The sequence below is a fragment of the Komagataeibacter oboediens genome, assembly GCF_018491655.1.
GTDB lineage: Bacteria > Pseudomonadota > Alphaproteobacteria > Acetobacterales > Acetobacteraceae > Komagataeibacter > Komagataeibacter oboediens.
The window spans coordinates 19,168-31,392 of record NZ_JABLUU010000017.1; the positions used below are offsets into that span (position 1 = coordinate 19,168).

Annotated in this window: 11 protein-coding genes; 7 read left to right on the forward strand and 4 right to left on the reverse strand. The window is 61.1% G+C overall.

Annotated elements, in window-relative coordinates:
* Positions 1-67: 67 nt before the first annotated feature.
* A complete protein-coding gene (locus HNO79_RS13125; RefSeq protein ID WP_048855275.1) occupies positions 68-1,003 on the forward strand; it encodes a DnaJ C-terminal domain-containing protein in 936 nt (311 codons plus the stop codon).
* On the forward strand, positions 1,000-1,329 hold the full coding sequence (locus HNO79_RS13130) for a chaperone modulator CbpM (protein WP_010515728.1): 330 nt from the start codon (positions 1,000-1,002) through the stop codon (positions 1,327-1,329). The genes HNO79_RS13125 and HNO79_RS13130 overlap by 4 nt, the downstream gene beginning before the upstream one ends.
* A 45-nt stretch (positions 1,330-1,374) precedes the next feature.
* Here HNO79_RS13130 and HNO79_RS13135 read toward each other — a convergent pair whose 3' ends face one another.
* Positions 1,375-1,779: a hypothetical protein gene (locus tag HNO79_RS13135; protein ID WP_214165466.1), complete on the reverse strand. Its 405-nt coding sequence runs from the start codon at positions 1,777-1,779 to the stop codon at positions 1,375-1,377.
* Positions 1,780-2,018: 239 nt separating this feature from the next.
* Between HNO79_RS13135 and budA the strand changes: the two genes are divergently transcribed.
* The 5 genes from budA (at position 2,019) to HNO79_RS13160 (ending at position 9,054) form a co-directional block, all read left to right on the forward strand.
* Entirely contained in the window at positions 2,019-2,822 is an 804-nt protein-coding gene (budA, locus tag HNO79_RS13140; protein ID WP_029329654.1) for an acetolactate decarboxylase, read from the forward strand.
* Positions 2,823-2,903: 81 nt separating this feature from the next.
* A complete protein-coding gene (alsS, locus tag HNO79_RS13145; protein ID WP_200409916.1) occupies positions 2,904-4,595 on the forward strand; it encodes an acetolactate synthase AlsS in 1,692 nt (563 codons plus the stop codon).
* Between the two features lie 204 nt (positions 4,596-4,799).
* The gene (gene dld, locus HNO79_RS13150; protein ID WP_010515735.1) at positions 4,800-6,533 is read left to right on the forward strand and encodes a D-lactate dehydrogenase; all 1,734 of its coding nucleotides are present in this window, start codon (positions 4,800-4,802) and stop codon (positions 6,531-6,533) included.
* Between the two features lie 138 nt (positions 6,534-6,671).
* Positions 6,672-8,366 carry an alpha-keto acid decarboxylase family protein gene (locus HNO79_RS13155; protein WP_214165465.1) on the forward strand — a complete coding sequence of 565 codons (1,695 nt, stop codon included), beginning with the start codon at positions 6,672-6,674 and terminating at the stop codon, positions 8,364-8,366.
* 244 nt (positions 8,367-8,610) lie between these two features.
* Positions 8,611-9,054, forward strand: a complete 444-nt coding sequence (locus tag HNO79_RS13160; protein ID WP_214165464.1) for an NUDIX hydrolase — start codon at positions 8,611-8,613, stop codon at positions 9,052-9,054.
* Between the two features lie 57 nt (positions 9,055-9,111).
* Here HNO79_RS13160 and HNO79_RS13165 read toward each other — a convergent pair whose 3' ends face one another.
* From HNO79_RS13165 to HNO79_RS13175, 3 genes are all read right to left on the reverse strand, one after another.
* Positions 9,112-9,297 carry a hypothetical protein gene (locus tag HNO79_RS13165; RefSeq protein ID WP_010515739.1) on the reverse strand — a complete coding sequence of 62 codons (186 nt, stop codon included), beginning with the start codon at positions 9,295-9,297 and terminating at the stop codon, positions 9,112-9,114.
* A 279-nt stretch (positions 9,298-9,576) separates the two neighbouring features.
* Positions 9,577-10,560: a phosphotransferase enzyme family protein gene (locus HNO79_RS13170; RefSeq protein WP_214165463.1), complete on the reverse strand. Its 984-nt coding sequence runs from the start codon at positions 10,558-10,560 to the stop codon at positions 9,577-9,579.
* A gap of 45 nt (positions 10,561-10,605) precedes the next feature.
* Positions 10,606-12,084: a carbohydrate porin gene (locus tag HNO79_RS13175; RefSeq protein ID WP_048855269.1), complete on the reverse strand. Its 1,479-nt coding sequence runs from the start codon at positions 12,082-12,084 to the stop codon at positions 10,606-10,608.
* Positions 12,085-12,225 lie beyond the last annotated feature (141 nt).

The following is a 12,225-nucleotide window of genomic DNA, read 5'->3' on the forward strand; positions in this document are numbered from 1 at the left end:
ATGTTCGGGACGATAACGGGCGTGGCACAGGCCGGGCTGGCATGTTCCGACGGAGGATGATTTTTAAGTGAGCAAGGATCCATACGAAGTACTCGGCATAGCCCGCACGGCAAGCCAGGATGACATTCGCAAGGCCTATCGCAAGCTGGCCAAGAAGTACCATCCTGACCTCAATCCCGGCGACAAGGTGGCGGAAGAGAACTTCAAGGCCGTGGGCGCAGCCAATGCCCTGTTGTCGGATGAGGAACAGCGCGCCCGCTTCGACCGTGGCGAAATTGACGCCACGGGACAGGAAAAGGGCTTCGGCTTTGGCGGCGGACGCTATCGTGATCATGCCGAAGGGGCGCAGGGCTTCAATTATGGCGGCGGCCAGTTTTCGGAAGATGACCTGGGCGATATTTTCGGCACCATGTTCGGTCAGGGCGGGGGCGCCGGGTTTGGTGGTGGCTTCCGCCGCCGCCCGCAGGGACCGCAGAAGGGGGCCGACCGCCAGTATGCCCTGACCGTCAGCTTCCTTGATTCCGTCAATGGCGGTACGTCGCGCATTACCCTGCCCGGTGGCACGCAGCTGGATGTGAAGATCCCCGCCGGTATTACCGACGGTCAGGTGATGCGCCTGCGCGGCAAGGGCGATCCGGGCGTGCAGGGCGGCCCCGCCGGTGACGCGCTGATTACCATCACCGTCGCCCCCGACAGCACCTACACGCGCGATGGCAATGACATCCGCATGTCGCTGCCGGTGGACCTGAAGACGGCGGTGCTGGGGGGCAGCATCACCATTCCCACGCCTGCGGGATCGGTGAAGATGAATGTGCCCCCCCATTCCGACAGTGGCAGCGTGCTGCGGCTGCGCGGGCGTGGGGTCAAGGCGCATGGCAAGCAGGAAGCCGGCAACCTGTATGTCAAGCTGGTCGTAACCATTGGCAAGGTCGATCCCGCGCTTGAGGCTTTCCTGAAGGGCACGACGGATCAGGCCGGGGAGCAGGGGAAGGATAAGGCATGATCACGCTCGAAACCCTGTGCGTGCGCATCGGCAACGTGCCGGCGGACGAGGTGCAGGGCTGGATCGACAGCGACTGGCTGCGCCCCGAAGGGGTGCGCGGGCATTACCTGTTCCGCGAGATTGACGAGGCCCGCGCCCGCCTGATCCTTGAACTGCGCGATGACATGGGCATCAACGATGAAGGGATGCCCGTCGTGCTGTCCCTGCTGGACCAGTTGTATGCCGCCCGGCGGCAGATGCTGCGCCTGCGTGAGGCCATAAGCGTCCCGCGCGACGACGAACTGCGCAGCCGGGTGCGCGCCCTGCTGGCCAGTATGCACGACTGACTGCCATGCCCCCATGCCTGGACCGGCATGGGGGTATTTTTTTACTTAATCCGCGCGGCTGAGTGGCAGGTCCAGCTTCTGCCCCGGCTTCGCGCCCTGCATCTGCAGGTCGGCGGCGTTGGGGGATGTCAGGCGGAAGACCGCGCGCGGGTTGTCATCAACCGACCGCAACGAGGTGTCGTCCTGAACCTTCATCTCGATGGTGCGTCCGGTCAGGCCGGTAATCTTGCCCAGCGAGTCCGGCAGCCGGAGGTACAGCCGCGCCGCCGGGCCAAGTGCCTTGTTGGCGCTGATGGTGACGGGCTTGAGGCCCAGCGCCGTCCAGTCCCCGGTATATGCGCCGGGGCCATAGGGGGGCTTGGGGTCCGTGCTGTCGGCGCGGGCGATGGTGCTGCTGCCGACAACGCCACCAAGGGCCAGCGCGGCAAGCGCCATGTGGAATGGTTTCATCAATCCAGTCTTCCTGATCGTGTTTCGGTCGCCACAATGGCAGGTGCGCGCGCCCCTAAGCAAGCGCGGGGGCTGCACGTCAGGCCCCACGAAGGGGAACGGATACGGCCTGTTCCATATTTTTTATATATGGAAAACGCCTTGAATATATATTGGACGTACGAACCCGGCTGGCTCACCATCCCACTGCAATCACACATGACCGGGAAGTGCGGCGCCCATGCTTGCGCTGCCACCCGATGCAGGAGACTGAGGTCTTGAAGCTGAAATGCTACTCGGTAGGCGATGTCGATACCCGCTCCAGCGCCGCGGATGCGACTGGCGTGCGTCCGCGCATGAACCGCCTGTACCAGACGTCCACCATGGCAGCGCTGCTTGATGCGGTGTACGATGGGGAAACCACGCTTGATGAACTGCTGATGCACGGCAATTTCGGGCTGGGCACGTTCAACGCGCTGGATGGCGAAATGATCGTCAATGACAGCGTGATCCACCAGTTTCGCGCCGATGGTCAGGCGGGCCGCGTGCCCGGTGATCTCAAGACCCCGTTCGCATGCGTCACCTTCTTCAACCCGGAGAAGGAATACATGATCGATACCGCGCGCGACAAGGACGGGTTCGAGGCGATTGTCGACCAGCTGGTCAACAACCCCAACCTGTTCGCCGCCGTGCGCTTTACCGGCATGTTCGAACGTGTCGAGACCCGCACCGTGTTCTGTCAGTGCCGCCCCTATCCGCCCATGCTTGATGTGGTCGCGCGTCAGCCGACCATGCAGCTGGGGGCATCTACCGGCACCATGCTCGGTTTCCGCACGCCGGGTTACATGCAGGGTGTGAACGTGGCGGGCTACCACCTGCACTTCCTGACGGAAGACGGGCGTCGTGGCGGCCATGTGACCGATTACGCGGTGCTGAAGGGCAAGCTGGAAGTGGGCGTGATTTCCGATGTGGAAATCCAGCTGCCCCGCACGGAACAGTTCGCCCGCGCCAACCTGTCCCCCGAAAACATTCACGAAGCCATTCGCGTGGCTGAAGGCGGCTGAGGGGGCTTCTCCCCTCCCGTTTACTTGGATTGACCGCCCGCGCCCTGGCTGCGGCGCCTCCCCGTTCAGGAATCTGGAACAATGACTGACAAAAGCAAACCTGCCGCGCCTGAGTGCGGGGCGGACATGATCGTGCGCAACCTGGTCGCACATGGCACGACCCACGTATTCGGTATTCCGGGTGCGAAGGTGGACCGCCTGTTCGATGCACTGGTGGACAGCCCCATCGAAACGGTTGTGACCCGTCATGAACAGAACGCCGCCTTCATCGCCGGTGGCATCGGCCGCCTGACGGGCAAGGCCGGCGTGGCGATTGCCACCTCCGGTCCCGGTGCGTCCAACTTTGTGACCGGCCTTGCGACCGCCAATTCCGAAGGCGACCCGGTGCTGGCCATTGGTGGCGCGGTCAAGCTGGCTGACCGGCTGAAGCTTACGCACCAGAGCATGGACACCGTTGCCCTGTTCCAGCCGATCACGAAATACAGCGCGGAAATCACCTCTCCCGCCGCCGTGTCGGAATGCATTTCCAATGCGCTGCGCTTTGCCGAAAGCGGGCGTCCGGGCGCGGCCTTCGTCAGCACGCCCATGGATATCCTGTCCATGCCAGCTGAAGGCAAGGTGCTGTCCGGCCGCAAGGTGCCCACCACAGGCGCCGCCCCGGCTGAAGCCGTGAACGAGGCCCTGACCCTTGTGCGCAAGGCGAAGCGTCCCGTCATCCTGCTGGGCCTGCTGGCCAGCCGTCCGGATGTGGCCGACGCGGTGCGCGCGCTGGTCGCGACGACGGGCGTGCCGGTCATTGGCACCTACCAGGCCGCAGGCGCGGTATCGGAAGAGCTGTCCGATCGTTTTGGCGGTCGCGTTGGCCTGTTCCGCAACCAGCCGGGTGACCAGCTGCTGCATGAAGCGGACCTGGTCATTTCGATTGGCTACAACCCGATCGAATATGACCCGTGGCTGTGGAATGTCGATAACGGCCGCAAGATCGTCCATGTCGATGTCGTGGCCGCTGAACTGGACACCCATTACGATCCGGCGGTGGAACTGGTGGGTGACATTGCGGCATCCGTGCGTGCCCTTGCCGCACAGGCGGGCAAGCTGCCGCGTGCGCCGCAGCTGGAAGACATCCTGTCGCAGTATCACGCGACCCGTCTGGCCGCGCTGTCGGGTGCGCGCAGCACCAGCAATACCGCGGTGCATCCGCTGCAGATCGTGCGAGAACTGGAGCCGTTCGTGACCCCCGATGTCACGATGTGCCTTGATATGGGCACCTTCCACATCTGGCTCGCGCGTTACCTGCTGTCCTTCCGTGCACGCCAGATGCTGATCAGCAACGGCCAGCAGACCATGGGTGTCGGCCTGCCGTGGGGTATTGCCGCAAGCCTGGTCAACCCGGCGCAGAAGGTGATCTCCATTTCCGGTGACGGCGGCTTCATGATGTCGTGCATGGAACTGGAAACGGCGGTGCGGCTGAAGTGCAACCTGATCCACATGGTCTGGGTTGATCAGGCCTACAACATGGTCGAGATGCAGGAAAAGAAGAAGTACGGCCGAGGATCGGGCGTGGAATTCGGACCGATCGACTTTGCCATGTTTGCCCGTTCGTGCGGTGCGCACGGCATTGCGGTACAGTCCGCCGACGGGATTGCCGGTGCAATGCGCGAAGCCATGGACATCGAAGGCCCGGTCGTGATTTCGGTGCCGGTTGACTATTCCCAGAATCACCTGCTGATGAAGCCGCTGGCGACGCTGGGCGAGACGTCGGCCGCTGCGTAAAACCGGCCGCATGCGTGAGTAAAACGGCCCGCCACGCCCTGACCGGCGGGCGGGCCGTTCTGTTTGGACATGTGACATCGGCATTTTATGCGCACGTCGTCCGATGCGGCACATGCCAGACTATGAAACGCCATTTTGGAAATGCGGCATGGGCCGACCACAGGTCGCCAGCAGGCTCCGGAATGGGATTGAGGAACAAATAAAATGCTGAAAGCGGCACAGGACATGTCATCTACTGCGGGCGCACAACTGGTTACGGAACTTCAGCAGATCGTAGGCCACCACCATGTGCTGACCGAGGACGGGGCGACGCTGCCTTACCGTCGCGGGTTCCGTTTTGGTGAGGGACGTGCGCTTGCGGTGGTCATGCCCGGTTCGCTGGTGGAACAGTGGCGCGTGCTGCAGGCCTGCGTGAAGGCGGGCGTGATCGTGATCATGCAGGCGGCCAATACCGGCCTGACCGGCGGGTCCACGCCCGATGGCAATACCTATGACCGCGATGTGGTGATCGTGCACAGCATGCGCATGCGCACGATCCACCTGATCGGGGAAGGCAGGCAGGTCGTCTGCCTGCCTGGCGCCACGCTGGACCAGCTGGAAAACATGCTCAGGCCCATCGGGCGCGAACCCCATTCGGTCATCGGGTCGTCATGCATTGGCGCGTCGGTATTCGGCGGTGTCAGCAATAATTCCGGTGGTGCGCTGGTACGCCGTGGGCCGGCATATACCGACATGGCGCTGTTTGCGCAGGTATCGGACAAGGGCGAGCTGCAACTGGTCAACCACCTGGGCATCGAACTGGGCAGCGACCCGGAGGAGATCCTGAAGCGTGCGGAGGAAGGCAACTTCCCTGAAGCCAGCATCAACTGGAACGCAGGCCGCGGGCATGATGATGACTACGCCCGTCATGTGCGTGACGTGAACGCTGACACGCCCGCACGTTATAATGCCGACCTGCGCCGCCTGCATGAAGGGGCGGGCTGTGCGGGCAAACTGGGCCTGTTCGCCGTCCGCCTTGATACGTTCGAGGCCGAAAAGGATCCTGTCGTCTTCTATATCGGCACCAACCAGACCGATGTGCTGGAAGACGTGCGCCGTCATATCCTGTCGTCCTTTGCCGAACTGCCGATTGCAGGCGAATACCTGCATCGGGATGCGTTCAACATTGCCGAAAAATACGGCAAGGACACGTTTGTCATCATCCGCATGATCGGTACGAAACGCCTGCCGGCCATGTTCGCGATGAAAAACGCGTTCGATCGCCTGGCTGACAGGATTGGCTTCCTGCCCAAGCATTTCAGTGACCGGTTCATGCAGTTCATGAGCCATTTCTTCCCGCAGCACCTGCCTGCGCGCATGCGTGACTACCGTGACCGGTTCGAGCACCACCTGATGCTCAAGGTCAGCGCATCCGGCGCGCAGGAAGCACGGGATTTCCTGAAAAGCCATTTCGCGACGCATGAGGGCGAGTTCTTCGAATGCACCCCCGATGAGGGCGCGAAGGCATTCCTGCATCGCTTCGCCGCCGCCGGGGCCGCCGTGCGGTACCGCAATGTCCATACGGATACGACCGAAAACATCGTGGCGCTGGACGTGGCCCTGCGCCGGAATGATCAGGACTGGTTCGAGGTACTGCCCAAGGACATTGATGACGAGATCATCGTCAAGCTGTACTATGGACATTTCCTGTGCCACGTGATGCATCAGGATTACGTGGTTCGCAAAGGGTATGACTGCATGGCGCTGGAACACCGCATGCTGCCGCTGCTGGACCGGCGTGGGGCGCGGTACCCGGCGGAACATAATTTCGGGCACCTGTATGCTGCGCCCGATGACGTGCTGGCCCATTACCGCCAGCTTGATCCGTGCAACTGTTTCAATCCGGGCATTGGCCAGGCCACCAAGCGCCGGAACTGGGTTGCCGAAAGTGTAGGTTGAGCGCCCGCCGCGCCCGGCGGCGCCCCTGCTGTCCTTTCGGCATGATGGCCCGGTTGCGGGCCATCCATGTGGCTCCCCCCGCATGGGGCAAGGGCGCGGTATCCCGCGCCCCCACACAAGGGAAGGAAAGTCGAAATAATGACGTATACAGTTGGCCATTACCTTGGCGAACGCCTGGCGCAGATCGGGCTGAAGGATCATTTCGCGGTCGCGGGCGACTACAATCTTGTCCTGCTTGACCAGCTTCTTGAAATTGACGGCCTGCGGCAGGTCTACTGCTGTAATGAACTGAACTGTGGTTTCAGTGCCGAAGGCTATGCCCGCGCTAATGGCGCCGGGGCTGCCGTCGTCACCTTCAGCGTGGGTGCGCTGTCCGCGCTGAACGCCATTGGCGGCGCATATGCCGAAAACCTGCCGGTCATCCTGATTTCAGGTGCGCCCAACTCCAACGATCATGGCAGCGGGCATATCCTGCACCATACCATTGGTACGCCGGATTATTCCTATCAGCTTGAGATCGCCAAACGCCTGACCTGTGCGGCGGTGTCGATCACCTCGGCCGAGGATGCGCCGGTACTGATCGACCATGCCATCCGCACCGCGCTGCGTGAAAAGAAGCCGGCCTATATCGAAATCGCGTGTAACGTGGCCCCGATGCCATGCCCGCGTCCCGGCCCGGTTGGCGCGATTCTGGCCGATGTGCCGTCCGACCCGGAAACGCTGAAGCTGGCGATTGACGAACTGGCCAGTTTTATTACCGCGCGGAAGAAGCCGATCATGCTGGTGGGCAGCCGCCTGCGTGCCGCAGGATGCGAGGATGCCGCCATTCGGCTGGCTGATGCGCTGGGCTGCGCCGTGACCACCATGGCTGCCGCCAAGAGCTTCTTCCCCGAGGATCATCCCGCCTATGCCGGGACCTACTGGGGCGATGTCAGCAGCCCCGGCGCACAGCAGATCTTTGACTGGGCGGATGGCGTGCTGTGCCTGACCCCGGTATTCAACGATTATTCCACCGTTGGCTGGACCGCGTGGCCCAAGGGCGACAATGTGGCGCTAATGGATGCGCGGCATATCGCAGCCGGTGGCAAGGCATTTGATGGCGTGCACCTGCGTGACGTGATCGAGGGCCTGATCGACAGGCTGAAGGGCCAGCCGAAGAAGGATGCGACGCTGGTTGAATACCATCGCATCAAAACTCCCGAGGCCCCGGTCGCCGCGGCGGAACCCAATGCCCCGCTGGTGCGTGCCGAAATGGCCCGTCAGATTCAGGGCCTGCTGACATCCGATACATCAGTCATCGCCGAGACCGGGGATTCCTGGTTCAACGCCATACAGATGAAGCTGCCGCACGGCGCGCGCGTGGAACTGGAAATGCAGTGGGGCCATATCGGCTGGTCCGTTCCCGCCACCTTCGGTTATGCCGTGGCGGCACCGGAACGCCGGATCATCGCCATGATCGGCGATGGCTCTTTCCAGCTGACGGCGCAGGAAGTTGCCCAGATGGTGCGGCTGAAGCTGCCGGTGATCATCTTCCTGGTCAACAACCGGGGCTATACCATCGAAGTCCAGATTCATGATGGTCCGTATAACAACATCAAGAACTGGGACTATGCGGACCTGATGGGCGTGTTCAATGCGGAAGATGGCCACGGCAAGGGCTTCCGCGCCACGACTGGCGCCGAGATGGAAAAGGCTATTGCCGCAGCGGTCGCGAACAGGGAAGGCCCGACGCTGATCGAATGCGTGATCGATCGTGATGACTGCACCAGCGACCTGATTTCGTGGGGGCGCCGCGTTGCGACCGCCAACGCCCGGCCGCCGGCTGCGCGCTGATCTCAAATATCAGGACAATTCACAGGATTGGGGGTGCCTTCGGGCGCCCCCTTGTCGTATGGGACGTATTTTCCACGGGCTGTTTCCACGGTCCGCAGATCATCGGGACGTTTTTGGCGAAGCTTTTTTCAGGAAGCTTCGGAAAACCTCGTCTTTTTGAACAAAGGCGACACCCGGAAACTTTTATTATTTTTTATCAACGGATTGTTTCCAGACAGGGTCTTAAACGGGAAGAGGTCGGATAATGACAGCAATAACCAGCCCACGCGTGGGATGTGGCGCGGCGATCATGGACAGGGACGGTCGTATCCTGCTGCTGCGGCGCCTGAAGCAGCCAGAGGCTGGATGCTGGGGCCTGCCGGGTGGCAAGGTAGACCCATACGAGACCACCGCCCATGCAGCCGAGCGTGAAATAAAGGAGGAACTGGGCATCACCATACAGGCCCGTGACCTGCTGTGCCTTGTGGAGCAGATGGATGCCAGAGCCGGATATCACTGGCTTTCGCCCGTGTACCTGATCACGTCATGGCAGGGTGTACCGACCTTGATGGAACCGGACAAGCATGAGGGACCATGTTGGTATGCCCTCGACGCCCTGCCTGCGGAACTGACCGAACCGACCCGTCAGGCATTGGCTGCCCTGCGGACGCGCCCTGAACAGTCGCAGGAAAATAATGTCAAAGTTTGATTTTTATCGTGGCCCGGATGATGGACCTGCGGTCAACTGACCCCACGGTGCAGGTGATCAGGCGTTTTCGGTCGGGGTATTGAGCGTGCGGGCATAATCACGCAGCGCACGACGGTGTCGGGAATAGATCATCCGCGTGGTCTGGGACCGGGTCGGGATTTCCTCGGGCGTTACGGACAGGCCAACGGCGACGACGGGGGAAGCTGCCGGGGACGAGGCGATCGTGTCAACTGCAGGGGTCATTGCTGTTTTTCCGTTATGTGCCAAGGACGGGACGGGCTCCGGTGAATCGGGTTGTTAACCGAACGACACATTACCTAACGTTCATACATGTCAGGAATGAGGCATAAAAGACATACTGCGCTGAAAATTCGATTCCTCAGGTCACATTTATTTGATCTCATGCAACCCTCGCCTGGTGCGGTTTTCGCCTCGAAAACTTTCTGAAAAGTAATGTGGGCGGTTTCATCACGAAGATGAATTAAAAAAATATCTAATTATGCCGTTCCGCAACGGTAGCGATCAGCCGATATGGCGCAATAACCGGCCCTGCATCCATGCCTGACATAAGCCCAGCGTGCGATCGGACCAGTCGGGACCAAGGCTGTGCACCTGCTGCGTGTCATGGTGCGTACCGGTCCATGCCAGAAGCTGGATGCGGCGCTGGATAACAAGGGCGGGCAGGATGTCGAGGTCGGCCTGCGTGAGGGGCCCGGACGTGGCATAGCCCCGTAGCCAGTGGTCAACCCAGCGGGGCACATGCGGGTGGTCTTCATGGAAGCTCAGGGCTGCTGCAAGATCCTGCATGAACCAGCTCAGGCCGCAGTCATCAAAATCGATCACGCGCGTATGCGTGCCGCTGACCAGCAGGTTGGCCAGCCGCAGGTCGGCATGGATCAGCCCGAATCGATGGGGGGGCGTGCCGTAGTCCGCCAGTTGCGCATCAACCTGCCGCAGACAGTGCGCGATCAGGTCGCGTCCGGCCCCGGTCATGCCGGGTACACTGTCCCATTGCCCCCACAGGGCATGGGGGCCGGTCATGGTGGCGGGCACCCATGCCTTGCGGACAAACCCGTCCGGGCGCGTCCAGTGGCGGCTGTGGTCATGCAGACGGGCCGTAATGTGCCCCAGTCGGGCAAAGGCCGCGGGATCAATGTCCGGGGTGGGTTCGTTGCCGTCCATCCATGCAAACATGACGGCATGGCGGGTCATGCCATTATCGCCCGGCAGCGTGCGCAGGCACTGGCCGTCATGACCGGGAACGGGCAGGGGTACCTCCAGCCCCGACGCATGCAGGGCATCAAGCCATGCCAGTTCGCTACAGATCTCGGGCGCTGTATGATAGCCGGGCCGGTGCAGGCGCAGTGCGTAGCGCTCGCCCCCCGTCGTATCGACGCGGAAAATAACGTTTTCTGAAATGGACACCAGCGTTGGCCGGGCGTCCCGCAGGGGATAGCCAGACAACGCAGCATGGGCCTGTTGGTAAAGGAAAGCGGGATCGGTCATGATCCGCTTCCCATACCTTGTGGACGCCCGTTGATGAAGGGGATGTTACAGGATGCAGTTGAACTGCAGGCCCATCACCGCCGCATCGTGGTAAGTGGTGGTGCCGCCGGGGCGGTTGATATACTGGAAATCGGGCTGGAAGCTCATGCCGCGCGCTGTGTGGATGTTGTAGAAGACTTCATACACATCTTCATGCGTCTGGATGCCCCACGCCTTTCCCCACTGGTTGGACAGGAACGGCGTGCCCGCCAGGACCGAGGATTCTTGCTGCAGGACGGATGCGCGGCTCATTTCGAAATAATGGAACATCGCACCCACGGTATCGAGCGGACGCCCCCATGCCGCACCCGTTTCCACCATGCCGGCCCACGCATGGTATTTCATCGCCGAGACCTTGCCCGATGTGTACATGAAACCCGCCAGTGCGATCAGGCCGTTGGTCGGGCCCGCGCCATTGCGGATGAACATCTGGTCGGCCTGGAACCACGCGGTGCTGACACCGGACTGCTTGCGGAACGGCTGATGCGTCAGAACGGCGGAGTTGCCGTTGATGTCCTGGTACAGGTCGCTGTACTGCGAATTGTCATAGCCATAACCCGCCTTGTAGTGACCGGCGAGGTGATGGCGGCCGAATTCTGGCAGCCAGCCGAATTCCACCGGGGTCGAGAACTTGCCCAGGCCGCTCTGTGCCCATGACCATCCCGAAATGCCGCCGTTGTAGGAATGCGGCGATACGGCAAACATACTGGCCATGATATAGGTATTGACCGTGGGCATGACGCGCATGACCACGCCAAGGTTGCCCGACGGCCAGTCACGGCCACCCGGCACGTATTTGCCCGGCGCGGGGTTACCGCAGATCGACACGTTCATGAAGTCACAGAACAGCGGGGATGCGGCAAAGAAGCTGCCAACGGGAATCCAGCCCGCGCTGATATCCAGCCGGTTATGGAACAGTGACTGTTCGGCATACATGTAGACCAGATGGGCGACCACGTTACCACGCGCGCCATAGATCTGCTGCACGCCGGCAAGGGAATCGTGGATGTAATCCGTACTGTCGTTACGGCCATGGCCGTTCACGATCATGGTATGTGTCCAGAAATTCTTCGGTGCGCCCGCCAGCTTGTGCCAGTCGATATCGACTTCCACACCGACCTGCCCGGCATCGGTCACGCCCTGCTTGGCGCCCCCGCGGAAATTGCCCGCCAGCTCCTCATGCACGTCGGCTTCAATATGGACGCCATGCTTCAGCAGGAAGGGCTGAAGCCCGGCCCAGTCCCCGAAAAAATGCTGGTTTCCATAGGGTGCGCTGAAAAATGACCCGGGATCGTTCACGGGAACATTACGTCGTGAATTGACGTTCAGACTGGGCTGCGCACCAATGACGCCCTGACCTTCCCCGGGAATGGCCTGTGCCGATGCGGTTTCACTCAGGGTGAAAAGCGCAAGAAGAAGCAGGGATAGCGGTATAAAAAATCGGGAGAATGTTCTGATCATTCGCGCATCGATAACATATTTCATGCCGAATATAAACCTTGGGAAGGGAATTACGTAAAAACTAATATTTTGTAAAATAACGGTAAAGGGATTTTTTTTTGTTATATCAATAGATTCATATAGAGTGTTGTTATTCCTTGGTGTGTTTTTTTTGTGCAATGCACA

What these genes read in the sequence shown, in the direction of transcription:
- HNO79_RS13130 (WP_010515728.1), top strand. Translation starts at nt 1,000, where the DNA reads ATGATCACGCTCGAAACCCTGTGCGTGCGCATCGGCAACGTGCCGGCG.
- HNO79_RS13135 (WP_214165466.1), bottom strand. Translation starts at nt 1,779, where the DNA reads ATGAAACCATTCCACATGGCGCTTGCCGCGCTGGCCCTTGGTGGCGTT.
- budA (WP_029329654.1), top strand. Translation starts at nt 2,019, where the DNA reads ATGCAGGAGACTGAGGTCTTGAAGCTGAAATGCTACTCGGTAGGCGAT.
- alsS (WP_200409916.1), top strand. Translation starts at nt 2,904, where the DNA reads ATGACTGACAAAAGCAAACCTGCCGCGCCTGAGTGCGGGGCGGACATG.
- dld (WP_010515735.1), top strand. Translation starts at nt 4,800, where the DNA reads ATGCTGAAAGCGGCACAGGACATGTCATCTACTGCGGGCGCACAACTG.
- HNO79_RS13155 (WP_214165465.1), top strand. Translation starts at nt 6,672, where the DNA reads ATGACGTATACAGTTGGCCATTACCTTGGCGAACGCCTGGCGCAGATC.
- HNO79_RS13160 (WP_214165464.1), top strand. Translation starts at nt 8,611, where the DNA reads ATGACAGCAATAACCAGCCCACGCGTGGGATGTGGCGCGGCGATCATG.
- HNO79_RS13165 (WP_010515739.1), bottom strand. Translation starts at nt 9,297, where the DNA reads ATGACCCCTGCAGTTGACACGATCGCCTCGTCCCCGGCAGCTTCCCCC.
- HNO79_RS13170 (WP_214165463.1), bottom strand. Translation starts at nt 10,560, where the DNA reads ATGACCGATCCCGCTTTCCTTTACCAACAGGCCCATGCTGCGTTGTCT.
- HNO79_RS13175 (WP_048855269.1), bottom strand. Translation starts at nt 12,084, where the DNA reads ATGAAATATGTTATCGATGCGCGAATGATCAGAACATTCTCCCGATTT.